This is a genomic window from Brevibacillus sp. AG, from assembly GCF_028369215.1.
GTDB lineage: Bacteria > Bacillota > Bacilli > Brevibacillales > Brevibacillaceae > Brevibacillus > Brevibacillus porteri.
In genome coordinates this window covers 677,664-702,788 of the sequence record NZ_JAQMYO010000001.1, presented here as the reverse complement: position 1 = coordinate 702,788, position 25,125 = coordinate 677,664, and the positions used below count along the sequence as shown (strand labels likewise).

The window sequence follows — 25,125 nt, the reverse complement described above, 5'->3', positions numbered from 1 at the left end:
CTCTGGGAAACATGGGAGAAGGGCGGTCTTTTTGCTAAGCATACAACTAGGTAAATCATAAGAGCAAGCAGGGAGGGTCCAATGTACACGCAGACATCCTTTCACAGACTAATTGGACTGTTACTCGCAGCAATCATGGCTATAGCAGGCTGTTCTTTCGGTCAGGAGCCGCCTCACAACAATCAAATCGTACCGACACCCCAAAACGTTGTTGAGGGTGGGACGTTAATCATTGCACGTATGTCGGATGCCGCAAATCTCGATCCCCACTTTATTTTGACGATTAATGAGGCGAGTGTCGTCCAAGGAAAAGTGTATGAAGGGCTCGTTAAACGAGATCGGAACATGAACATTCAGCCACAGCTGGCAACGTCATGGAAACAAATCGACGATCTTACTTGGGAGTTTACTCTCCGACAAGGCATTGTTTTTCACGATGGGACTCCCTTTCATGCACAGGCGGTCAAGAAAACATTTGATCGTGTATTAGATCCAGCAGTGGCTTCTCCTCGGGCTGCTATGTTCGAAAAAGTAAAGCAGGTAAGGGTCATCGATCCGTACAGAGTGCAATTCATCCTTCATAAGCCATTTGCGCCTTTGCTTTCTATTTTGGCCAGTCATGAGGGGAGCATCATCAGCCCTACTGCGATCGATAAATACGGACGGGAGTTATCGCATCACCCGGTTGGTACTGGCCCTTATCAGTTCCAATCATGGGAGCCTGGCAGTCAAATTACGTTGAGCAAAAACCAGTCCTATTGGGGCGAGGCTGCTACGCTTGATCAAGTCGTCTTCAAGGTTGTTCCGGATGATGGGGCTCGCATTGCGATGGTCGAGAATGGAGAAGCACATATTGCAGAGTCCATCCCTGTCATGGAGCTGGATCGGATTCAAGCGTCCAACCAGATGCGGGTGTACCGCAGTGATGCGCTCGGGACGGAGTTTATGGGGTTTAATGTTTCACGTCCACCACTGAATGATATCCGTGTGAGGAAAGCCATCAGTATGGCGATCGAGACGGGAGCGATCATTAAAGGGGTGTATAACAATGTGGGAACCAAGGCGAACTCACCGATTGGACCGCATGTGTTCGGCTACAGTCCGACTGTGAAAAGCTACCCGTACGACATCAACCAAGCGCGTCGTTTGCTCGCAGAGGCGGGCTATCCAGATGGTTTTCCTATTCATATGATTACCTACAACAGACGGGACCGAATCTTGGTTGCCCAAGTGATACGGTCGCAATTAAAAGGGATCGGCATCGACGCGGAGCTAAAAGTCGTTAGCTACGATGAGTTTGTCCGAACCATTGAGAAAACGAAGGATCATGAGATTTTTGTCAGTGGCTGGGCAAATGCAACCGGGGATGCCGACTACAATCAATACAATTTATTTCATACATCAGGTGGCGGGGCTGGCAACAGTTTTCAATACAGCAATCCCGAGCTGGATCGTCTCATCGAGGCTGGTCGTATCGAAACAGATCCTGCCAAAAGACTCGCCATCTACACAAAAGCACAAGAAGTGGAGCTGCAAGATGCTTTGGTCGTGCCGATTCGCAATCTGGAGAATTTAGCTGTGATTAGCAACCATATTCAGGGCTTCTCCATCAGTCCAGCGGGTTACCTGAATATCGATCAGGTCGTGATTTCTCGATAAAACATGTAACGAAACGCCGGTCAATTATGTCATAATAAGTACGTACTTTTATTACCTACATAATTGGATCAGCTCCAAAACGAAAGGAACGTTACAATGAGAAGTTTTCGACACCGACTTTTGCATCCGCTCGTACTCGTAACGGCAATGACATTTGTGTTGTCTGGATGTAACAGTACAGCTGCTCCACAAGAACCACAGACACCACCATCCGTGGAGACGCCAACTCCTCCAAAGAAAGAAGAAGTGAAGCCAAAAGAAGAGACCACGCCTTCACCGGCTGAAACACCAAAGCAAGAACAACCGGAGCAACCCCAGAAAGCGAAGCCAACGGAAACGAAGCCGGCAGAAAAGCCACCAGCGGGTCAGCCACCTGAGCTGTCGTTCCCGGACATCGAGGTTGTGGGCGAACCTGAGAGTGTTGCTGTACTGGTGAACAAACAACGCAAGCTTCCAGAGAACTATCAGCCAAATGATTTAGTGTTTCCGAACGTTCCTTACCTGCTCCCGGAAAAGAGCGAGAAACGAAAAATGCGCAAAGAAGCAGCTGGTGCGCTTGAACAGTTATTTGCGGCAGCCCAGGCTGACGGCGTCCAGTTGGCTGGCGTATCTGCCTATCGCTCCCACGCCTACCAGAAAACGCTGTTTAGTCGCTATGTAAAAAAAGACGGCGTAGAGAAGGCACGGACTTACAGTGCCGTTCCTGGGACGAGTGAGCATGAGACGGGACTCGCGATTGACGTGTCTGGTAAGGATGGCAAATGCGCAGCAACGAGCTGCTTTGGTGGAACAAAAGAAGCGAAGTGGCTGGATGAAAACGTCGAGAAGTTTGGATTTATCATTCGCTACCCAGAGGGAAAAGACGCGATTACTGGCTATATTTATGAGCCGTGGCATTTGCGCTATGTAGGTCCCGAGATTGCGCAAGAAATTGGAGAAAAAGGGATTACGCTCGAAGAATATTCAGGTGCCGTGCCTGTTTCCACACCAACGAATTAAGGAAGAAACGCCGATCTCTCACCGAAGAGAATCGGCGTTTTTGCTATGTAGTTATGCTATAATGGTCACGGGTGAAGATAATGGCCGAAAAATCAATCAGAGAACGTATTATTGAAACATCCATGCGCTTGTTTGAAGCAAATGGCTACCACAAAGTGACTGTGGATCAAATTGTGAAAGAAAGCGGCACGTCGAAGGGAGGATTTTATCACAACTTCAAATCAAAAGATGAACTCCTCTATATCATTCATGATCAATTTATTACGTATGTGTTGGAGAAAGCAGAGGAAGCTTACGAGAAGTGGGACACCCCGACAGAGCGACTCCAAGCAATCGTAAAATCCTTCGTTATGATGATTGATCTGTACCGCTCGCAGGTTACGATCTTTTATCAGGAGAGTTTGTTTTTAGCTCCGGAGTACTACACGGATATTGAAACAAAACGGGATCGCTATAAAAAAATCATGTTCACCGTCATTTCGGACGGAATCGAATCGGGTGAGTTCCGCCCGGAGTTGCCTGTGCCGATTGTGTCCATGGCTATCTTTGGCATGGTGAACTGGATTTACAAGTGGTATCAAAAGTCAGGGACGTACTCGATCGAGCAAATCGCGGATATTTATGCAGATATGGTTCTTCATTCCGTTTTGAAATCAGAATCGATGGAAAACCCGGCATTTCAACGTTTTTTCCTGCAATCAGAAGGAAATTCCTTCAATCCATTGTAGGGGTGCTAACAAGGATCATGCGGCTACACTCAAGCTTTTCGATAGGAGACAGGGGCATAGTCGCTTGATGGTCCCTTATCATATTCTTCGATCAGACCAACTGGTTGGTCTGTACTAGTATTCTGACATTTGTTATAATATCAAAAAGACCAACTGGTCGGTCTTGCACAATCACAACAGACCAACTAGTCGGTTCGTGAGAGTGTGCCAGTCAGATTCGGGAATAGGGGAGGAATAGTCGTGCTTACCATTTACGAATTACGAGAACTTGTGAAGCTATTGGAGCAGACGGACATAGAATCTTTTGAGGTAAATGATGAAGATTCTTCATTGCGAATCAAACGAAGAAATGGGAATCAAGTCACAGCCATACACCAGACTCCCGTACAAACAAAAAGCGCGCCAATCGTGACGGCGGCACCGGTTTTCCCTTTGCCTAAAAAAGAAGTGATTGAGCGTCCGGTCGAAAAAGTCCCTGTGGAAGCGCCTCAAAAATCGGCGGAAGTGACGGAAAACTTGTACAAAATCACTTCACCCATGGTTGGAACCTTCTATGCAGCACCTGCCGTTGACGCAGCACCATACGTATCCATAAATGATCGGGTAGAGCCAACTACCATTGTCTGTATTGTCGAGGCCATGAAGCTGTTTAACGAGATTGAAGCAGAAGTAAAAGGAGAGATTGTCCAAGTCTTGGTGGAAAACGGTCAGTTGGTCGAGCATGGACAGCCGTTATTCCTGGTGAAGCAAGCGTAATGGAGCAGCTTTTAAGGGGAGGACTGGAAGAGTGAGCAAACATACATGGTTCAAGGAATTCTCCGTTCCCACGTACGAGCAATGGCGGGAGGCGGCAGAAAAATCGCTAAAGGGTGCATCTTTTGATGCCAAGTTACTGACGCATTCGTACGAGGGGATTGTTCGCCAGCCCATCTATCGGTACGAAGATGTCAAAACATTTCCGCATCTGGAAGCGCTGCCAGGCGAGGCACCTTTTCATAGAGGGAATCAACAGCATGGCGAGCAAAAGGAACACAAATGGCATGTCTGTCAGGAAATCATCGCAACGAGTGCCAAGGCTTTCAATCAGGCAACCGTAGACGATTTGGAGCGCGGGCAAACGATGCTACATCTGCTGGTGGATCAAGCGACATTGGATGGACTTGATCCGGACGAAGCATTGCCAGATTCGATTGGTCACAAAGGCGTATCTGTTTTTTGCAGAGAGGATGTAGAGCAGGCACTTCAAGGGGTGAAGCTTTCAGAGATCCCTCTTTACGTGAACACGGGAGCGCTAGGCTTGCCCATTCTTTCACTCATCTTGGCACATGTTGAAGCGACAGGCCAGCAAGTCTCCGAACTTCGAGGTTGCATCGGGCAAGACCCTGTAGCGGTTCTTCTCACAGAGGGCAAGCTCCCTTGTTCCTTACAGACAGCTTATAACGCCATGGCAAGCATGACGAAATGGGCAAACGATCATGCGCCCGCGCTGAAAACGATCTTGGTTCAAAGCAATCCTTATCAGGACGGCGGCGGAAACGCAGTAACCGAACTGGCTTTTTCACTGTCCACAGGTGTCGACTATTTGCAAGCGATGCTTGAGAGGGGACTGTCCATAGAGGAAGTCGCAACACGGATGCAGTTCTCATATTCGATCGGTTCAGACGTCTTTATGGAAATCGCGAAGCTGCGTGCTGCAAGAATGCTCTGGTCAAACATCGTGGCAGCCTACGGTGGTTCAACCGAAGCTCAAAAGATGACGATTCACGCCAGAACTTCGGCCTGGACGAAGACGATTTACGATCCGTATGTCAATATGCTGCGCTCCACGACAGAAGCGTTCTCAGCTGTCATTGGTGGAGCAGACAGTCTGCATGTATCCGCATTTGACGAAGCCATACGCCCTGCCAATGCGTTTTCAAGAAGAATCGCCAGAAATACGCAAATCATTTTGCAAGAAGAAGCGCATTTGGCAAAAGTGATCGACCCTGCGGGAGGTTCTTGGTACGTAGAATGGCTCACAGATGCATTAGCGAAAAAAGCATGGGAATTGTTCCAGCAGGTAGAAGCGCAAGGTGGCATGCTGAGCGCCTTAGAAGCAGGCTTCCCACAAGGCTTGATTGCCCAGATCGCGGATCAAAAGGCAACGAGCATCGATACGCGTAAAAAGCGTTTGGTTGGAACCAACATGTATGCCAATACGGCTGAGCAGCCACTGCAGGCCGAGAGTCTTCTGAGCATTCACGAAGAGCGAGCAGCGGAAGCACGATCCCTTCGATTGAAACAAAACGCGACTCTCGTCTCCGCAGCCCTCGATGAGTTGGCGAATCATACGGAGGAGTTCGTGGGACGTGCAGTAAAAGCAGTGCTTCATGGAGCGACTGTGGGTGATATCGCCAAAGCCATGAAACGTGAAGATTCAGTGGAGACAATCATCCAACCACTCCGTATTCACCGGGCATCCGAACGCTTTGAATCCTTGAGAATACAGGCAGATGATTTCTTGAAAACGACAGGCAAGAGACCGACTGTGTTCTTGGCTATGATGGGTTCAGTGGCAAAGCATAAGGCACGGGCAGATTTCGCATCAGAGTTTTTTGCAGTTGGCGGTTTTGACGTATTGCGTCAGCAAGCATTCTCTAGCATTGTAGAGGCGGCCGAAGCTGCGGTGGCATCGGGTGCGTTGATCACGGTCATTTGTTCGGACGATGCGAGTTATCCAGAACAGGCTCCACCTTTGGCGCAAGCAATCAAGCAACGTGTAGCTCAGATGACGGTTCTGTTGGCTGGCTTGCCTGACGCAGAGCAGCTGGCTACTTTTAAGGCGGCTGGTGTAGATGATTGCATCCACATGCGTTCCAATTGCTACGAGATGCTGCGAGAACTTCAGGAGCGGATAGGAGTGAGCTCATAATGAAGCGACCTGATTTTTCAAAAATGGCTTATCAGTCCAAACGAGATGTGTCTGATTTGTTTCCCCAACTGGATGCAAACCCACAAGGAAACGAGCAAATGTGGCAGACGCTGGAGCAGATCCCTGTAAAACCTCTTTACACCATGGAAGATGTGGAGGGCATGGATCACCTCGGCTACATGCCTGGTTTGCCACCGTATACGCGTGGACCATATCCGACGATGTACGTAACTCAGCCCTGGACGGTGCGCCAATATGCCGGATTTTCTACGGCGGAAGAGAGTAACGCATTTTACCGACGGAATTTGGCTGCGGGACAAAAAGGGCTGTCGATTGCCTTTGACCTCGCGACACATCGCGGCTATGACTCTGATCACCCCCGGGTAGTCGGTGATGTCGGGAAAGCAGGCGTAGCAGTTGACTCCATTCTTGATATGAAAATTTTGTTCGATGGCATTCCCCTCGATAAAATGTCCGTCTCCATGACGATGAACGGAGCCGTTTTACCTATTATGGCGTTCTATATCGTGGCAGCAGAAGAGCAAGGGGTATCGCAGGCGGAGCTAACCGGAACGATCCAAAATGACATTTTGAAGGAATACATGGTTCGGAATACTTACATTTATCCGCCAGAAGCGTCGATGAAGATTATTTCCGATATTTTTGCCTACACCTCCAAGCACATGCCCAAATTTAACAGCATCAGTATTTCAGGCTACCACCTGCAAGAAGCGGGTGCGACCGCGGATATTGAATTGGCCTACACGTTGGCAGATGGCTTGGAATACGTTCGTACTGGCCTTGCAGCAGGCATCGACATCGATGCGTTTGCGCCACGACTGTCATTTTTCTGGGCGATTGGCATGAACTACTTCATGGAAGTGGCGAAAATGCGTGCAGGCCGCTTGATTTGGGCCAATCTGATCAAGCAATTCCATCCCAAAAACGAAAAGTCGATGGCACTGCGAACACACTCGCAAACATCTGGATGGAGTTTGACGGAGCAGGACCCGTATAACAACGTGGTGCGGACGTGCATCGAAGCCATGGCCGCGGCTCTGGGGCATACCCAATCTCTGCATACGAACGCTCTGGATGAAGCGATTGCGTTGCCGACCGATTTTTCAGCCAGAATCGCGCGAAATACACAGTTGTTTTTGCAGGACGAAACCGAGATAACCAAGGTCGTCGATCCGTGGGCAGGCTCTTATTACGTCGAGTCCTTGACTGCGCAGCTCGTGGAAAAAGCGTGGGCACACATCGAAGAGATCGAAGCACTTGGTGGTATGGCAAAAGCAATAGAGACGGGATTGCCGAAAATGAAGATCGAGGAAGCGGCTGCACGCCGTCAGGCCCATATCGATTCGGCGAAGGAAGCCATTATTGGCGTGAACAAATACCGTCTGGACAAGGAAGATCCGCTGGAAATTCTCGAAGTGGACAACACAGCGGTTCGGGAAGCGCAAATCAGACGTTTGCAGGAGCTGCGCAGTAACCGAGATGAGGCGAGAGTGCAAGTAACTCTTCAAGCCATTACGGAATGTGCGAAAACAGGCGAAGGCAATCTGTTGGAACTGGCCATTGAAGCGGCGCGGGCAAGAGCTTCTTTGGGCGAAATATCGGATGCCTATGAAAAGGTCGTGGGTAGACATAAAGCGGTCATTCGCTCCATTAGCGGCGTCTACAGTTCCGAATACGCAGATGCCGATGAGGTAGCGGCTGTGCGCAAGATGGCAGACGAATTCGAGCAGTGGGAAGGCAGACGTCCCCGTATTATGATCGCGAAAATGGGTCAAGACGGACATGACAGGGGCGCGAAAGTAATTGCTACTGCCTTTGCGGATTTAGGCTTTGACGTCGATATCGGTCCGTTGTTCCAAACACCTGAGGAAACAGCGAAGCAGGCGATAGAAAATGATGTGCACGTGATCGGCTTCAGCTCGCTTGCGGCAGGGCATAAAACCTTGCTGCCCCAACTGGTGGAAGAGCTCAAGAAGCTAGGACGCGAGGATATTGTTGTGGTCATAGGTGGTGTTATACCAGCGCAGGATTACGCCTTTTTGCGAGAGCATGGTGCCGCAGCTATCTTTGGGCCAGGAACAGTCATTCCTGTAGCAGCCCAGCACGTTCTGCAAGAGATCGTGTATCGCCTGGAGGCTGCTGGACAATGACCGGGGGCAAGGCTGACAAGAATTTCTTGAACGTTTCCTCCAAGGCACGTCTCCCGCGCTTATCAGTGGATCAATACGTCACAGGAGTACGAGATAGTAACCGAACGGTTTTGGCGCAGGCAATCACGCTGGTTGAGAGCAATGCTCCCGCTCATATGGATATGGCCCAAGAGGTGATTAAGCAGTTGCTTCCTCATACAGGTCAATCCATACGCATAGGTATATCCGGTGTGCCAGGTGCAGGCAAGAGCACGTTCATTGAAGCATTCGGCAGTATGCTTTGTGAAAAAGGTCATCGTGTCGCTGTATTGGCTGTTGATCCGAGCAGTACGGTTACACGCGGGAGCATTCTCGGCGACAAGACGCGGATGGAGCTTTTGTCACGCAATCCACAGGCGTTCATCCGACCTTCTGCCACGGGGGGCACGCTAGGCGGTGTCAATCGGAAGACGCGGGAAACGATGCTGATCTGCGAGGCAGCAGGCTATGATGTGATTTTGGTCGAGACGGTAGGGGTTGGACAGAGTGAGACGACAGTCAGGTCCATGGTTGATTTCTTTTTACTGCTGATGCTGACAGGGGCGGGCGATGAACTGCAAGGAATCAAAAAAGGCATCATGGAAATCGCGGATGCGCTTCTGATTAATAAAGCCGATGGGGAAAATCGCACACGTGCCTTGATCGCCAAAGGTGAATACAATCGTGTTCTGCATTACTTGCAGCCGGCAACCACTGGCTGGGAAACGAAGGCATATATGTGTTCTTCTCTGACAGGGGAAGGCATTGAAGATATTTGGGAGGTCATCGGTCAATTTCGTGAAACCACCATCCAATCAGGCGGCTTCGAGGCAAGACGCAAAGCGCAGCTACTCGATTGGATGCACAGTATGGCTCAGGACTACTTGCGCGCGACCTTTTTCGGCAACCAGCAAGTAGCCGAGCTGCTTCCCTCCATTGAAGGAGCCGTTGCGAGTGGCGAGATTTCACCGACGAGTGCCGTGCAACAATTAGTGGCGATCTACGAGAATGCGATCATGAAAAAGGAATAGAGAGATGGTGGCCCTTATGAGCAACAATATGTACGAGAAAATTGATGAATTGATGGAACGGAAATATAAAATCCAGCTTGGTGGCGGAGATGCTCGTATCGATGCCCAACATAACCGCGGTAAGTTGACCGCACGTGAGCGTATCGAGCTACTGCTTGACCCAGACACCTTTATGGAGCTGAACCCGTTTGTTGAGCATCGTGCTACGCATTTTGGTCTCGACCAGATGGAGGCACCAGGCGAAGGTGTTGTGACGGGCTATGGTAAAATCAACGGTCGTCCTGTCTATTTGTTCGCGCAGGATTTCACGGTGTTTGGTGGAGCTCTGGGTGAGATGCACGCGATGAAAATTGCCAAGGTGATGGACTTGGCAGCGAAAAACGGCGCTCCCTTTATCGGTCTGAACGACTCTGGCGGAGCACGCATTCAAGAAGGGGTAAGCTCGCTGGATGGCTATGGCACGATTTTTTACCGCAATGCCATTTACTCCGGTGTGATTCCACAAATCTCTGTCATTCTCGGTCCGTGTGCAGGAGGAGCGGTTTACTCTCCAGCCATTACGGATTTTGTGTTCATGGTTGAGAAGACGAGTCAAATGTTCATCACAGGACCAAAAGTCATCGAAACCGTTACAGGTGAAAAAATATCCGCGGAGGATCTAGGCGGAGCCAAAGTCCATTCGACGGTGAGCGGCAATGCCCATTTTACGGCAGAGACCGAACAGGAAGTATTGGAAGGAGTACGCAGGCTGCTCAGCTTCCTGCCACAAAACAATCGCGATCGCGCACCTGTGATAAAAGCAGAGGAGAATAATGGTTGGCAAGAGGAGCTCTTGGAGCTAGTACCTGCTGAAAGTACCAAAGTATACGATGTGCGCAAGGTCATCGAAAAAATCGTGGATCACGGTGATTTCATGGAAGTACAGCCGAACTTTGCCCGCAATATCGTTATCGGTCTGGCGCGTATCGATGGACACAGTGTCGGCATTATTGCCAACCAGCCAAAGGTCATGGCAGGCGGACTGGACATTCATTCATCGGATAAGCTGGCACGGTTCATCCGTTTCTGCGACTGCTTCAACATTCCGCTGTTGACCTTTGAAGATGTCTCTGGCTTTTTCCCGGGGATCAATCAGGAGCACGGAGGGATTATCCGTCATGGGGCGAAAATCTTGTATGCATACTCAGAAGCAACGGTTCCCAAAATCACCGTGATTCTGCGCAAAGCTTACGGAGGCGCTTATGTGGCGCTCAACTCCAAATCCATTGGTGCAGATATCGTGTATGCTTGGCCGAATGCAGAAATTGCCGTCATGGGTCCCGAGGGGGCAGCTAACGTCATTTTTGCAAAGGAAATTGAACAAAGTGAGGATCCGGCTGCGACTCGCGCAGAGAAAATTGCCCTCTACCGAGAAAAGTTCGCCAACCCATATGTCGCAGCAAGTCTCGGGATGGTAGATGATGTCATCGATCCACGCGAAACCCGCCAAAAGGTGGCGCAAGCCTTGGAGATGCTCAGAAACAAGCAGGAAGATCGTCCGTACAAAAAGCACGGGAATATCCCACTTTAGAAAGGAGCTCTGATCGTGCTATGAAGCTGCATGAACTGCGTGAATTCATCAAGCTGGTGAATCAGTCTTCCATTGAGGAGCTGGAATGGGAGAAAGGCAAGACCCGCATCGTGATCAAGAAAAGCGCACCAGTCGAAGTCGTGGCTGTCCATGCGCCTGTACAGGTGGGCGAAGTGGAGCATGGCTATCAGGAGGCAGCCGCCACTGCTGAGTCCGTCGATGTCGTTGCTGAGGTACGCAAGGAAGTGACACAGCAAGTCATGTCACCAGGAGTAGGACTGTTCTATGCAGAAGTGACAGTAGGGCAGACTGTTCAAGTAGGCGAAAAGGTTGGACGCTGCACGGCTGATGCTCTTCAGCTATCTTCCGAAATTACGGCCCCCGTTAGCGGCATCATTACGGAAATTCTCGTCGTGGATGGTCAATTTGTCGATTACGGAAAAGCATTGCTCGTTGTCAAAACTCAGTAGGGAGGAGTGCGCCTATGTTTACGAAAGTATTGATTGCCAATCGCGGCGAAATCGCTGTCCGCATTATTCGCGCTTGTCAGGAACTAGGGATACGTACAGTCGCTGTCTTTTCTGAGGCGGATCGGGAAGCATTGCACGTAGAATTGGCGGATGAAGCGTATTGCATCGGACCCACGGCGTCCAAGGACAGCTATTTGAACATGGCACGGATTATGACGGTCGCTCTTTATACGAAGGCAGACGCTATCCATCCGGGCTATGGCTTCTTGGCGGAAAACGCTTCGTTTGCCCAGCTTTGCCAAGATTGCTCGATTACCTTTATCGGTCCCGATCCTGAAGCGATCACAAAAATGGGTGACAAATCCGTAGCAAAAGCAACGATGAGTCAAGCGAATGTACCATTAGTCCCGGGCACAGACGGCTTGATTGATGACATCGATGAGGCATTGCAGGTGGCGGAGAAAATCGGCTATCCTGTCATCGTAAAAGCAACGGCTGGTGGTGGCGGCAGAGGCATGCGGGTCGCTTTTGATGCCGATGACTTGTCCAAGGCGATTCGGCAAGCCCAGAAAGAAGCGGAGACGGCATTCGGTAACGCTGGCGTGTACTTGGAAAAATACGTGGAAGAGCCACGGCATGTGGAGATTCAAATCATGGGCGACAAGCACGGCAGCGCAGTGTACTTGGGAGAGCGGGATTGCTCCATTCAGCGACGTCATCAAAAGCTGGTAGAAGAAGCGCCATCTCCTGCGCTAGACCAAACGCTGCGCGAGCAAATGGGGCAAGCTGCGGTGGCGGCAGCCAAAGCGGTTTCGTACCACGGAGCGGGTACTGTTGAATTTTTGCTCGACAAGCATGGCCAATTTTACTTCATGGAAATGAATACACGGATTCAGGTAGAGCATCCCGTGACAGAGATGATCACAGGAATCGACTTGATCAAAGAACAAATATCTGTCGCAGCAGGCAATCCGTTATCCTTTTCACAAGAAGACGTGAAAATCAATGGATGGGCGATCGAGTGCCGAATCAATGCGGAGAATCCTGCGAAAAACTTTATGCCATCACCAGGTAAGGTCATCAATTACTTGCCGCCTGGCGGTTACGGTGTGCGCGTGGATAGTGCTGTTTATCCCGGCTACGAAATCTCTCCCTTCTATGATTCGATGGTCGCCAAGCTGATCGTTTGGGGTACAGATCGCAACGAAGCATTGGCTCGTATGAAGCGGGCGCTAGGTGAGTTTGTCATCGAGGGCGTGCATACGACGGTTCCCTTCCATGAGAAGCTGCTGGAGCACCCTGACTTTGTCGCAGGGAATTTTGCTACGAACTTCTTGGAGAAACATAAGCTGGAATTGTAAAGAAAGAAAAGAGGGAACAAGCTGCGGGGTTATCGTGGCTTGTTTTTCTTTATCATAAAACGAGGTAAACTGCGAAAAGGAGCCATGTAAATGAGCAGCTTTCCGCATTTATCCATATTGCTGGATGCTGCTATCCAACAAAAAGTACTCCTTATCACTTATGAAACGCGCGGACAACAATCCAAGCGGGAGATGCAGCCGATTGGCATTTATACAAAAAACGGTTTATGGTACAGCCCGGCTTATTGTTATCAACATCAAGATATTCGCGTGTTTCGTTGTGACCGTATTCATGCAGTCGAACATTCGGCATCGAAGCCGTTGGATATGAAGGTGTGCAGGCTTGTGAGGCTGAACTTTGGCTTGCATCCATGCTGCATCTGCGGCAGGATGGAAGTGGTTGGTTAGAAGGAAATGTAGCGAGAAGAGACATTTTATTTTTTGCAAAGTTCTTGATTGTGTTGGGGAAAGAAGTAACTGTGCAGCATTCACCCGAAATAGTGGACGGTATAAAAACGTATTTGGCAGAACTGATAAACATGTACTCGCAATGAGGAGGTAGCTATGGCATTACCTAAAAAAGGAACACGGGGTATCACGGTAGGAGAGCAGCGATATCGTTGGGTTATTAGTCCAGCAGCAAAGGGGCTACTCGCGTTGACGATCCAGCACAACGAAGGTATGGGTCAATTGATTCGCGTGTATGTAAAATCAGATGTAAATGATTTTTGGACGGAGTTTCCACATGTGCAGCATTTGGATATGAGAGCGATAAAGCCAGCTGACGTCGCAGCTATCATTGAAGAGGCGATCAAGCTGGGATGGCAGCCCGACAAAAAAGGGGCGCCTTTGAGCTTTGACTTCATCGGTAGTACGCTCGTCAAAAAAGGGGATACATAGCAATACCGAAATGGGAATTGTCTAGATTGAAGAACAATTGGATAGGGGTTGATCTATCATGTGTCGATATGGGATGTATGGTCCGTATAAACAAATATACGCCTGTTTCCCTTGCAGAAAAGTGTTCAAGCAAACCTCCAAGAATGAGCTGACGGAGGAAGAATGGAACAAGATCAAGCATAGCTGTCCGCAATGTGGTGAGGGAATGAAGGCGATGGGGCATGATTTCAAGGCTCCGAAGCAAACGGATGTGAAGCAGTGGAAAAAGGTTGAAATCCTCTATCAGCATGGGTTTACCTATCATTCTTGTGGCTGTGATGGCCCAGGCTACCGGCCAGCCCAATTACATGAAGTGAACGAATTTCTCGAAAAGAACAAACGGTTCAAAACAGAGGGAGAGAAATTGCTGAATAGACTCACAGGAAGAATGTAAAAACGAGCAGGAGGCGGGGGATAGTGGCAACATTCTTTTTGATCATGATTTACTTGTCGTTTATCAGCTTGGGCCTTCCTGATTCGTTACTGGGGGCAGCTTGGCCGGTCATGCAAGCAGAATATGGCGCGGCATTTGGCATGGCAGGTGTGATCAACATTGCGATTGCGTCTGGTACGATCGTCTCTAGCTTGATGAGTGGTGCATTATTAAAACGATTGGGAACAGGACGGATCACGCTGATCAGCTGCTTGATGACGGCGGCAGCCTTGCTCGGATTTTCTTTTGCCCCTTCGATTTTATGGTTAATGGTATTGGCATTGCCACTGGGACTAGGAGCTGGTTCTGTGGATGCAGCATTGAATCATTATGTTGCTACGCATTTTCAAGCCCATCACATGAGCTGGCTGCATTGCTTCTGGGGTGTGGGCGCTACGCTTGGCCCCATTATTATGTCTGGCTTTATGCGCGATCATGATTTATGGCGGAATGGCTACTTGACCATTTCGCTCATTCAATTCGCGTTAGTCGTACTTCTAGCGTTTACACTTCCTTTGTGGAAACGAATGGAGAACCTGCAGAGCCATACTGCCAAAGAGTCACAGGGTGAGCCGTTTCGTGGGCAGAGCGAACAACCGTTACGGACAAAAGGCGTCAAGCTGACTTTGTTGACCTTTCTCTTCTATTGTGGGGCTGAAGCATCGGTGGGATTATGGGGGAGCAGCTTTTTGGTAAATGTGAAAGAGCTACCTGCGGCTGTAGCGGCGGAGTGGGTAGCCATGTATTACGGTGGCATTACCGTGGGGCGACTGATCACTGGCTTTGTAACCTTCAAAGTGAGCAACCGCGTCCTGATTCGCAGCGGACTTCTCGTATCAATAGCTGGGGCAGCGCTGTTGATTTTGCCATTACCAACCTACTGTTCGCTAATCGGTTTTCTGTTACTCGGGTTAGGCTTCGCTCCGATTTATCCCTGTATGCTGCATGATACCCCTGAACGCTTTGGGAAAGAGCAAACACAAAAGCTGATGGGCTATCAGATGGCGGTTGCGTACACGGGTGCCACACTTTTGCCTCCGTTGCTAGGGTGGATTGCTGCACAGACGACAGTTTCCATTTTACCGTTTTTTATCGCTTTCTACATTGCGTTCATGCTTTATGGTTCTGAGAGAGTCAATCGAATCATGAAGCGACGGGCCGCCCAGTTAGAATCGCTCTAACATAAGGCACTTGCTATTTTGACGATAGCATGTTTTGCAAAGCTTTTCCGTATAAAGACAGGGGTGCCTGGTCACCGCTAATGTAAGAAAAGATGGTCATGCCATTCTCTAGAGCAAGAATCGTCCATGCCATTTCATCCGCAGATAGAGTAGAGTCACTTTCTTTTGGCATCAATGTTTGTATCGCCTTGGAAAGATGCTGTACCGACTCTAAGATCATGTTTGACCATCGCTTTCGAACTGACTCTTCGCGCATGGCATAAAGCAAAAATTCTAGGTTCAGCATGCTCCACGTGCGATTTTGTTGCTGAACGGACATAAAATAGGCGTCCATGGCTTCTATAAAATGCGATAATGATGGCTGGTGATCAATTACGTGATGGATATTGGACACATGTAATTGCATCTGACCTTCCAAAATAGCGAGAAAGAGATCTTCTTTGGACTGAAAATGAGCATAAACAGCTCCTTTGGTAAATCCAGCATGGTCTGCGATTTTATCAACGGAAGCCCCGTGGAAGCCTAACTGAGCAAAGGTTTCAATAGCTGCATCAATGAGCAATTGCCGTGTTTCCTTTTTACGCTCTGCTTGGGTTAACCTGCGTCTGTTCATTCGTCCGCCTCCTTCTCTTGACAAGCATACCATATAGAATTAACATTCCATATAGTATTTAAATCCTTATTGGTATGTAAGATACAAATGGCAGTTTTGTAGGATTTAACCGTCTACTATGTCATGCTATTTTGGAGTACGATAGATATAGATCATCTAGTAAGAGGGGACAGTGTACGAATGCAGAGGGAAGAAAGCGTAGCAACGCGGAATCGGCCTATGTCCAATATTTTGGCGCAAACGGTTAAGACGGGGATTATCAAATCGAATCTGATTCCGATGTTTGCCGGATTAACATTAGCTTTATATACGTATCACTTCAGTCTAATAGATAAGTTGCCAGAAATCTTATTTGCTACAATCGGTTCTATTTTAATCATGGGTGCAGCAGGTGCTTTTAATAACGTGTATGATCGCGATATCGATTCTGTCATGGAGAGGACGAAGAACAGACCTACAGTGACAGGAGAAATATCAACGAAGACAGTTTTATGGCTAGCATCCCTGATGACGATTTTTGGCTTAGTGTCGCTCGTCTTGGCATCACCTTTGGCTGCTATTATGGGATTTCTCGGACTGTTTTTTTATGTCGTGCCTTATACGATGTGGACCAAAAGAAGAACGGTTTACAATACGGAGGTAGGGAGTATTTCTGGTGCAATGCCGCCGCTCATCGGTTGGGCTGCTATTCACCCAGATATCACGCATCCTGCTATCCTTGGTCTGTTTATCATCATGGTCATTTGGCAAATGCCTCACTTTTATGCGATCGCGATTCGCAAGTATGATGAGTACAAGGCGGCTGGAGTTCCTATGTTGCCTGTGGTCAAAGGTGCAAGACGTACCTACATTCAAACAAATGTTTATTTGGTTATTTTAATTGCTAGCAGTTTTTTATTCTGGTCATTAAGCGTTGGTCTTACGTTGATGGCCCTGCTCCTGAATATTTTATGGCTGGTTCTGAGTGTATTTGGATACCGGAAAATGGATTCGCAGAAATGGTCAAAAACGATGTTTATTTATTCACTGATTCATATGACGGTGCTGTTCTCGACGGTGATTATTTACTCGCTGATGGGGATTATTTTCAAGTTGTAAATCAGTGATCATACAAGCTGCCTTCACTTTGAGGGCGGCTTCTTTTTTTGTCTGGGAACCTTGCAGTATAGCGGGTGCTTCTCATGTTCAACCAAAAATGGGCGCATGATCATGGAACAAATACCCAATGTCACTTCATAAATCTAGAGTAGCTCCCATGATGTGACGGAGGTGAAAATGAATGGATGATTTCAAAAAAGAGCTAAAAAAACTAAAGGCATCTGAAATAAAATCGGATAAAGTACAGCGTTGGGACAAAGAAAAAATGAATGAAGCTACGCTCGTTCGCGGACGGTGTGGCGGATGTGGAAGATGCGGTGGCTGCAGTAGATGCAGTTGTAGTCGTTGCAGTCGTTGCAGTTGCTCTTGCTCCTGTTCTTGCGTCTGTAGCTGTTCATGCAGTTGCTCTTGTTCTTGCAGTTGCTCTTGCAGTTGCTCTTGCTTCTTCCCATGCTTTGTCATATTTGATAACGATTAATGATCACACCCCGCATTATGCTCCTGCCAACAGTATTGTTTTGGCAGGAGCTTTGTTTTTACGAACAGGAATGTGAGACAAATAGTCCTACATAAAATGGGAGTGACATGTCTCGTCACAAATAGATTGATTTCGCAAAGGGAGGGGGAGAAGAATGGAAAGGTTGAATCCTTCGATGCGTATAAAAGTGAAACGGGATACCGTTTATATACCCGATGCAGATGGAAGTGTATTTTTTCGGAATAACATCGGGACCTTCCGCATGAAGGGTGACATGATCGAACGATGGGTAGACCAATTAATGCCCATGTTTAATGGCGAGCATACACTGGAACAATTGACCGACGATTTGCCGGATGAATACCAACAGCAAATATACCAGGTAGCGGGGACTCTTTTTCAAAATGGATTTCTCCAAGACGTGAGTCAGGATAAACCACATGATTTATCCCGAGAAATGATGTCAACGTATGCAGCGCAGATTGAATTTTTGGACCAGTTTGGCGGTTCGGGAGGGTATCGGTTTCAAAAATATCGAGCAGAGAACGTTTTGGTAATCGGAGCGGGCCTATTTCTCCTTTCTGCCATCCATGCATTGTTAGAATCGGGATGCGTTCAATTCCATTATGCAATGACGGGTGAGACTTCGACTGATCGTGAGCGGCTAGAGACGATCATCGAGAATTCGCGCAGGAAAGACCCGCATGTAAAGTTGGAAGAGCTAGAACCAGCGTCGTGGGGGAAGGTAGAGTGGTCGGAGGCAATCGAGCCATTCGCTGCTGTTTTGTACACATCGGCACATACAAACAAGGATGAAATAAGTGTCATTCATTCTGTATGCAGAGAGCAAGAGAAGGTGTTTATTCCGGCGCTTTTCGTACTCCAAAAAGGAATGGTAGGGCCGCTGGTTCATCCGCAATCAGAGGCTTGCTTTGAATCGGCTTGGCGTCGGTTGCATCGACAGGCTTTGAGTGCGGACCCTGATCATCATGCATTTTCTATGACCGCAGCAGCCATGTTGGCGAATATCGCTGTTTTTGAATGGTTCAAATACGTTACAGGGTCCATAGAAACAGAGGTCCCCAACAAGGTTTATTTGCTAAATCTAGAGACGTTAGAAGGAAGCTGGCAGTCATTCATGCGGCATCCGATGCTGAGTGAAGAGATGAGCATGGAGGTATTGGATGAACGTGATCTCCAATCGCGTCTATCAAAAGAGGCAGAACAAAAGGAAAGTCTACTGTCTCTGTTCCCATCATGGACCTCATCGGGTACGGGAATTTTTAACAGTTGGGATGAGGGTGAGCTAACGCAATTGCCGCTCACTCAGTGTATCGTTACGGCAGTCGATCCCGTCGCAGATGGACCCGCAGAGCTTTTACCATCGGTTGTATGCGCAGGTTATAACCATGACGAGGCGAGAAGAGAAGCAGGATTACTTGGGGCAGAGATGTATGTCGGAAGAATGGTGAACCATCTCGCTACCCAAAACACGGCTTTTCAAATGGGGATAGATGGAAGCATCGGAATTGGAGCAGGAGAAACGGCAGCAGAAGGGTTAAGTCGGGCGTTACTGCATTATTTAACACTCACGTATGTGTCAGAAATGAAAGGACGACAACCAACAGCTAGACCTGTGCACGCTGGAACGATTGCGGATGAGCAGTCTCAGTATTATTTGCGGTCATTCGCTACATGGCGTGAAGAACCGAAGATTGCTAAAGGCCATGATGTATGCGGTTTTCCGGTTGTTTGGGTGGGAACGCGCTCCGGTTGGTTTGGAAGTGTTGGCTTACAGGAGCTAGACGCTTTGCAAAAAGCGTTAATGTATGCCTTGCATCGTATCCAGAATCAAGCAACACCATTGTCTAAGTATGTACTTACAGCGCAATCTGTAGCATTGACGGGTGAACCATTGGAATTGGCATTCATCCCTAGCAAAGAAGAATCTGAACATGAAGTCTGGCAGCACGCTGTCGAAGTTTTAGCTCTTCACCACCAAAAACCTCTGATCATAAATGCGGCGATAGAGCCTTTCTTGGAGGAAGACCTTGGCGGGGTATTCGCTTTGCTGCTCTCTCGGGAGGTGCTTCAATGAGTGCTGACATTCTTGTAATCGGAGACGGTGTATTAGCAGAGCTGATTTCAGAACGTCTCATGACGGATTACCGCGTGTGGCGGAGTGAGAAAATGGAATCGGCGACAAGGGTAGCAGACTTGGCACTTCTGTTACACGATACCTATCATCCTTCCTTGTATCTGCATGCAGAGAAACATTTCCAACAAGCGAATATTCCATGGCTGCGCGGTTTTGTTTCATTCGGAGAAGCGATTGTAGGCCCGTTGGTACGACCAGGTCAAACAGGGTGCTCTCAGTGCGCAGATATGCGTCGTTTGATGGCGGGACGCGATCGGCAAGAGATGTGGAAGGTACAAAAAATGCTGAGCGAAAAAGGCGAAACACATCGTGATCCGTGGTCATCCCGCACTGGCTTGCTACAGGTGGCACACCACGTAATCGCGGAGGTGTTACGTTTCGTAGAGGGCAGGCAAGCCCACTTATCGGAGCATATCCAATTCATTGATTTACAAACATTGACAAGTACCCGTCATTTCTTTCTGCCAAATCCATTATGTTCGGTATGTAGTCGGTTGCCTGAGGATTCAGAGGATCGGGCAAGAATATGCTTGAAGCCCAACATAAAGCGAAGTCCTGATAGTTACCGCACAAAATCCATTGCTGAGTTGCAACAAGCACTTACCTCCGAGTATTTGGATTCCCGAACCGGATTTTTGAACGGGAAAGTCCGTGATCTCGTGTCTGTTTTTGCAGATGTAAGTGTCAATTTGCCTTTATTTTCGCATAATGAGGGCACAGCAGGCAGATCCGTTTCGTACGCGGATAGCGAGTTAACGGCGATTCTGGAGGGAATGGAAAGATATTGCGGTGTAATGCCGCGTGGCAAGAGGACGACGGTTCGCGATTGCTATGCAAATCTTGCACCCCATGCCCTTGATCCGACGACGGCAGGAACCCATTCAGAAGAACAGTATGCCCTTCCAGATTTTCCGTTTCAGCCATTTGATCCCAAGCGAGAAATGAACTGGGTATGGGGTTATTCCTTTAAGGAAGAGCGACCCATTCTTGTACCTGAACTCATGGCCTACTACAGTATGGGATTCGGGGAGGGAGTTGTATTTGAGACTTCAAATGGTTGTGCGTTGGGTGGCAGCTTGGAGGAAGCGATTTTTTACGGCATCCTGGAAGTGGTTGAGCGTGATGCATTCTTGTTGACCTGGTATGCTAGATTGCCATTGCCGCGCCTCGATCCGGCTACTATTCATGATCGTGAATTGCTTTTGTTGATCGATCGAATGCAGACAGTTGCGAATTACGATTTGTACTTGTTCGATGCGACGATGGAAAATGGCATCCCGAGTGTATGGACGATTGCGAAAAACCGAAGCAAGGAAGGGATACACCTTGTTTGTGCAGCAGGAGCGCACCCAGATCCCATCCGCGCCGTAAAAAGCTCTATTTACGAGACAGCTGCCATGCTCCTTCCTTTGACAGACAAGTACGAAGCGAACCGAGGCAAATATTTGCGTATGCTCCAGGATTCGTCCTTGGTGAAAAAGATGGACGATCATGCGATGCTTTACAGCTTGCCGGAAGCAGCAGAGCGCTTATCCTTTCTTTTGGATGATGCACGTCCGATGGTCTCTTTCGCTGAACAATTTCCTAGAAGAAACCAGCATCGTGATCTAACAGACGATTTGCGTGAGTTGCTCGGCGTGTTCCAAAAGTTAGATCTCGATGTCATTGTGGTAGATCAAACGACACCAGAGGTCGGGCGCCACGGCTTATCTTGCGTGCGCGTATTGATTCCTGGCATGCTTCCGATGACTTTTGGCCATCATCTCACGCGAGTAACGGGATTGAAAAGAGTATTGGAGGTCCCTGTGAAGCTGGGTTACGCGAAACAACCACTGCATGTAGACGAGTTGAATCCTTTTCCGCATCCGTTTCCATAACATGCATCTGGGAGTGAGCCGGATGAGTCTCGAAAATTTCTTGTACCGCCTTCATTTTGATACAGAAAACTCCCGACCAAGTGACCTTGAAGTGGATTGGGGAGATGCGCCACTGACATACAAGCTGTACAGGGGGCTACCTGTCATTCCACTGCCAGAAGATGTGCCTCTATCGCTCGTAGATCAAACGGTTTCACAAGAGATGTCTCTTTCTCAATTGGGCGCTTGGTTATGGTATAGCTACGGACTCATCCAAATCAGCCAATCGTTTTTAACCACGACTACGGCAGATGCAGGATCTGAGTCGTTTTTGCCGCTTGTAACGAATCGAAGACCGGTTCCGTCTGGGGGAGGGCTCTATCCGAGTGAGCTGTACGTGTATTTGAAGCTGTCGAGTATTCCTTCAGGTCTATACCACTACGATGTGGCTCATCACAGACTCGTGCAATTGCGCGAAGGGAATTTTGATCACGTCCTTAGCCGAGCACTTGATGGCAGTTGTCCGGTACATGCATGTTTTGGAGTTGCTTTCGTATCCATCTATTTTTGGAAGAACTTTTTTAAGTACGATGAGTTTTCCTATCGATTGCAGGGGCTCGATGCTGGTGTACTACTAGGACAATTGCAGGAAATGGCAAACCAACTCGGTGTGACGACTGCAGTACATTACCAGTTCCTAGATAGAGCGATGAATGCACTGCTAGGATTGTCTGCCGATCAAGAGAGTGTATACGCGGTAGTTCCCTTATCGCTCCAAACAGAAGGGGAGAGGCATTCGCATTCACCGGCACAATGGACAGAGCGAGGAGAGAAGACGGCAATCGAGCTAATCAGAGAGCTGCCTGAGCAAAAGCATGTGCATGTGATGCGCTCAAAAAGAATGAGACAATATCCTGCGCTCCTGGAAATGAATGAGGCTGCCATGCAGGAATCTACCCATGCGTTTACACGTTATTCGGATCAGTTGGAAAGCAAGTGGCCTCGTCGTTCCGATGAGCGAATCCTTCTCCCTCGTTCGCAGAAACCAAACTATGATCTGGCGCAATATTGCCGGGAGCGTTTTTCGCCGGAAGTGGATTTTATCAGGAGGAAAACAGATCAGAATCAGGTAGCGCGTATCATGGAAATGACGATGAGTGCTCTATCGTATGAAAATGATTTAGGAAATAATCTGGAGGTAGCGTTGAGTAGGATTTCTCTCTTCGTAAGCATCCATCAGGTAGAAGGGATACAAGATGGCGCATACACGTACGAACCGCTGGAGCACGCTCTTTATCCGATTGTCTATGGAGATTTTCGAGCACGTCTTCAAGACGGAATGACGCTGGACAACGTGAATTTGTATCAAGTGCCGCTCTGCTTTCATGTGGTGGGTAAACGAGATCATCTGTTCAACCAGTTAGGTTACCGAGGGTATCGCATTCAGCAGATGGAGGCGGGAATCGTCGTGCATCACTTGCTTTTGGCAGCATTCACGTGTGGAATGGGCGGCCATCCGCTACTCGGATTTGACGTGGAGAATTGCGATGACCTTTACAACCTAGAGACTGAAGAGAAAACCTGCCTGATTCAAATTCCGGTCGGGCACTATCGCCCCCGCGCCAGATTTCAGGGCGGGCTTCATGGATAAAAACGTGGAAGACCCGAGTCGCGTTGACCCGGGTCTTGAATTATGCCCTTATGATGGCTTTGATACCTTGAATGAGACGGTCAATTTCCTCGTGGGTATTGTACGGTGCCAGCCCCGCTCGTATCCAACCGCCACTTTCATTGATTCCCAAACAATTGGCGAGTGTTGTCGCATAAAAGTCCCCGTCCGCAACGAATATGCTATGCTCCTCACACAATCGCTCACATATTTCTTGGGGAGAAAACCCTTCGATCCGAAAAGCGATCGTCGGTGTTTTCGGTACATCTTCACCCGCTTGATAGAGTGTGACGCCATTCATTGCGCCTAGTTCTTTTCGCAGCTTTTCTGCCAGCTGATTTTCATAGGCTTCAATCCATTCGTAGCCAGAGCGGATTTTTTCAGAGAAGCTATCACCGAAACCAAGCGAAGCAACTAATTCGATAGCGGGTCTGATTCCTGCGATTCCTTCATGATTTTGTGTTCCGGTCTCCAGTTTATCTGGATAAAAAGAGGGGGCGGGAACCAATTTGTAAACATCGAGTGCTTCAAAAATTTCTTTGCGGATGACAGCGATTCCCACATGAGGGCCAAAAAATTTGTAGGCGGAACAGAGTAGGATATCGGCTCCAATCTCGTCCCGATGGATAGAGAAGTGAGGGACCGCATGCACGGCGTCGACAGCGACAATGACTCCTTTTGCACGTGCTTTTTGGGAGATGGCAGCGAGATCATGGATCGTTCCGACAGCATTGGAAGCAAGCCCGAATGCCACAAGTCTGGTTCTGGAAGTAAGTAGGGTGTCGAGCTCATCTAATTGTAATGTAAGTGTCTCTTTATTCACCTTTAACCACCGAACGGTCATTCCGCGATCAGCAGCAACAGTCAACCACGGGTCAACATTAGCACGGTGATCCATCTCGGAGACGATGATCTCATCCCCTTCATTCCAATGTCGACCTAATGCACGCGCAATGGCAAAGGTCAGGGTGGTCATATTCGCACCGAAGGCTACCTCCAGCGGCTTCACGTGGAAGAGGTCTGCTATAGCTTGCTTGGCATCTGCGAGGATAGCTTCTGTCTCCTTACTCGTTGGAAAGGAGCCGTGTAAATTGGCCCCACCGTTCGCCATATAGCGATAGATCGCGTCCATGGAGGATTTTACGACTTGCGAGCCGCCTGGGCCATCCAGATAAACAACTGGTTTGCCTTTGTACGTTCGTTGTAGTGCGGGGAATTGCTCCCGAACTTTTTCAATGGGGAATTGTTCCGATGCAACTTCTAATCGCCAATCATTGGAGCGCATAAAACTTCCAGGAGGGTATTCAAAGACGCATTCTGACTGCAGGGTGAAACCTAGCTTACGGCAAATGGCATTGGAGCCGGGGTTGTCCACAGAGGGATAGGCATGAATAAACTTGTGTCTTCGTTCTTGGTTGATGCGTGTGATGAGTGAGGCTAAAGCCGCAGAGGCGATGCCTTTCCCTTGAAAGGGGGGCAGGACGCTCCAGCCTACTTCGTATACGTTTTCTCCTTGCCAGATGCGGTCCCAATAGCCGATGCTTCCGACAGGGGTGTAATCTGGCAGCAGTACGATGCTGAACATCTTGCTCGTTAGCTGTCCGGCTTTATTGACGTATCGTTCGTGCCGAGCAAGTAGCTGCTCTTCTGTCTCCGGGCCTCCAAGATGTTCCATCATGGCTGGTGCATTCAAATGACGCAGCAAGGGAAGATCGTGATCCGCCCAGGGGTGAATGCGGACAAGCTCAGTATTTAGCGTTGTGGACATTTTCTCACTCCTTA

General features: G+C 48.7%; 21 protein-coding genes. 19 read left to right on the top strand and 2 right to left on the bottom strand.

Annotation, left to right across the window (positions count from 1 at the left end; all coding sequences use genetic code 11):
- Positions 1 to 81 precede the first annotated feature (81 nt).
- The 14 genes from POF51_RS02995 (at position 82) to POF51_RS02930 (ending at position 15,471) form a co-directional block, all read left to right on the top strand.
- Positions 82 to 1,659 (top strand): glutathione ABC transporter substrate-binding protein, encoded by a 1,578-nt coding sequence (locus tag POF51_RS02995; RefSeq protein ID WP_271753755.1) that lies wholly within the window; start codon positions 82 to 84, stop codon positions 1,657 to 1,659.
- Positions 1,660 to 1,755: 96 nt separating this feature from the next.
- Positions 1,756 to 2,658 carry a M15 family metallopeptidase gene (locus POF51_RS02990; protein ID WP_271753752.1) on the top strand — a complete coding sequence of 301 codons (903 nt, stop codon included), beginning with the start codon at positions 1,756 to 1,758 and terminating at the stop codon, positions 2,656 to 2,658.
- A gap of 80 nt (positions 2,659 to 2,738) precedes the next feature.
- On the top strand, positions 2,739 to 3,386 hold the full coding sequence (locus tag POF51_RS02985) for a TetR/AcrR family transcriptional regulator (RefSeq protein WP_026043063.1): 648 nt from the start codon (positions 2,739 to 2,741) through the stop codon (positions 3,384 to 3,386).
- A 240-nt stretch (positions 3,387 to 3,626) separates the two neighbouring features.
- Complete coding sequence (gene accB / locus POF51_RS02980) at positions 3,627 to 4,142, top strand: acetyl-CoA carboxylase biotin carboxyl carrier protein (protein WP_069845180.1); 516 nt, start codon at positions 3,627 to 3,629, stop codon at positions 4,140 to 4,142.
- Between the two features lie 31 nt (positions 4,143 to 4,173).
- Positions 4,174 to 6,297, top strand: coding sequence for a methylmalonyl-CoA mutase family protein (locus tag POF51_RS02975; RefSeq protein ID WP_271753749.1), 2,124 nt, complete (start codon positions 4,174 to 4,176; stop codon positions 6,295 to 6,297).
- Positions 6,297 to 8,468, top strand: a complete 2,172-nt coding sequence (gene scpA / locus POF51_RS02970; RefSeq protein WP_069845178.1) for a methylmalonyl-CoA mutase — start codon at positions 6,297 to 6,299, stop codon at positions 8,466 to 8,468. Before POF51_RS02975 ends, scpA begins: the two co-directional genes overlap by 1 nt.
- On the top strand, positions 8,465 to 9,517 hold the full coding sequence (meaB, locus tag POF51_RS02965) for a methylmalonyl Co-A mutase-associated GTPase MeaB (RefSeq protein WP_069845177.1): 1,053 nt from the start codon (positions 8,465 to 8,467) through the stop codon (positions 9,515 to 9,517). The genes scpA and meaB overlap by 4 nt, the downstream gene beginning before the upstream one ends.
- A 4-nt stretch (positions 9,518 to 9,521) precedes the next feature.
- Positions 9,522 to 11,087, top strand: coding sequence for an acyl-CoA carboxylase subunit beta (locus POF51_RS02960; RefSeq protein ID WP_069845176.1), 1,566 nt, complete (start codon positions 9,522 to 9,524; stop codon positions 11,085 to 11,087).
- A gap of 20 nt (positions 11,088 to 11,107) precedes the next feature.
- Positions 11,108 to 11,557 carry an acetyl-CoA carboxylase biotin carboxyl carrier protein gene (locus tag POF51_RS02955; protein ID WP_271753742.1) on the top strand — a complete coding sequence of 150 codons (450 nt, stop codon included), beginning with the start codon at positions 11,108 to 11,110 and terminating at the stop codon, positions 11,555 to 11,557.
- A gap of 14 nt (positions 11,558 to 11,571) precedes the next feature.
- Positions 11,572 to 12,918, top strand: a complete 1,347-nt coding sequence (accC, locus tag POF51_RS02950) for an acetyl-CoA carboxylase biotin carboxylase subunit (RefSeq protein ID WP_017248316.1) — start codon at positions 11,572 to 11,574, stop codon at positions 12,916 to 12,918.
- 90 nt (positions 12,919 to 13,008) lie between these two features.
- Positions 13,009 to 13,326 (top strand): WYL domain-containing protein, encoded by a 318-nt coding sequence (locus tag POF51_RS02945; protein ID WP_244521677.1) that lies wholly within the window; start codon positions 13,009 to 13,011, stop codon positions 13,324 to 13,326.
- A gap of 156 nt (positions 13,327 to 13,482) precedes the next feature.
- The gene (locus POF51_RS02940; RefSeq protein ID WP_026043065.1) at positions 13,483 to 13,818 is read left to right on the top strand and encodes a hypothetical protein; all 336 of its coding nucleotides are present in this window, start codon (positions 13,483 to 13,485) and stop codon (positions 13,816 to 13,818) included.
- A 58-nt stretch (positions 13,819 to 13,876) separates the two neighbouring features.
- The gene (locus tag POF51_RS02935) at positions 13,877 to 14,251 is read left to right on the top strand and encodes a hypothetical protein (protein ID WP_069845173.1); all 375 of its coding nucleotides are present in this window, start codon (positions 13,877 to 13,879) and stop codon (positions 14,249 to 14,251) included.
- 23 nt (positions 14,252 to 14,274) lie between these two features.
- Positions 14,275 to 15,471 (top strand): MFS transporter, encoded by a 1,197-nt coding sequence (locus POF51_RS02930; protein WP_069845172.1) that lies wholly within the window; start codon positions 14,275 to 14,277, stop codon positions 15,469 to 15,471.
- A gap of 13 nt (positions 15,472 to 15,484) precedes the next feature.
- On the opposite strand, the gene POF51_RS02925 is transcribed toward POF51_RS02930, so the two are convergent.
- Entirely contained in the window at positions 15,485 to 16,084 is a 600-nt protein-coding gene (locus POF51_RS02925; protein WP_017248321.1) for a TetR/AcrR family transcriptional regulator, read from the bottom strand.
- Between the two features lie 180 nt (positions 16,085 to 16,264).
- Here POF51_RS02925 and cyoE point away from each other — a divergent pair, with 180 nt between their 5' ends.
- The 5 genes from cyoE (at position 16,265) to POF51_RS02900 (ending at position 23,325) form a co-directional block, all read left to right on the top strand.
- Positions 16,265 to 17,182, top strand: a complete 918-nt coding sequence (gene cyoE, locus POF51_RS02920; protein WP_069845171.1) for a heme o synthase — start codon at positions 16,265 to 16,267, stop codon at positions 17,180 to 17,182.
- Between the two features lie 181 nt (positions 17,183 to 17,363).
- The gene (locus tag POF51_RS02915; RefSeq protein ID WP_082192166.1) at positions 17,364 to 17,660 is read left to right on the top strand and encodes a heterocycloanthracin/sonorensin family bacteriocin; all 297 of its coding nucleotides are present in this window, start codon (positions 17,364 to 17,366) and stop codon (positions 17,658 to 17,660) included.
- Between the two features lie 154 nt (positions 17,661 to 17,814).
- Complete coding sequence (locus tag POF51_RS02910; RefSeq protein WP_069845169.1) at positions 17,815 to 19,758, top strand: putative thiazole-containing bacteriocin maturation protein; 1,944 nt, start codon at positions 17,815 to 17,817, stop codon at positions 19,756 to 19,758.
- Positions 19,755 to 21,695, top strand: coding sequence for a TOMM precursor leader peptide-binding protein (locus tag POF51_RS02905; RefSeq protein ID WP_069845168.1), 1,941 nt, complete (start codon positions 19,755 to 19,757; stop codon positions 21,693 to 21,695). The genes POF51_RS02910 and POF51_RS02905 overlap by 4 nt, the downstream gene beginning before the upstream one ends.
- 22 nt (positions 21,696 to 21,717) lie before the next feature.
- Positions 21,718 to 23,325 (top strand): SagB family peptide dehydrogenase, encoded by a 1,608-nt coding sequence (locus tag POF51_RS02900; RefSeq protein ID WP_069845167.1) that lies wholly within the window; start codon positions 21,718 to 21,720, stop codon positions 23,323 to 23,325.
- 40 nt (positions 23,326 to 23,365) lie between these two features.
- Here POF51_RS02900 and POF51_RS02895 read toward each other — a convergent pair whose 3' ends face one another.
- Positions 23,366 to 25,111, bottom strand: coding sequence for a cysteine desulfurase-like protein (locus POF51_RS02895; RefSeq protein WP_083261557.1), 1,746 nt, complete (start codon positions 25,109 to 25,111; stop codon positions 23,366 to 23,368).
- Positions 25,112 to 25,125 lie beyond the last annotated feature (14 nt).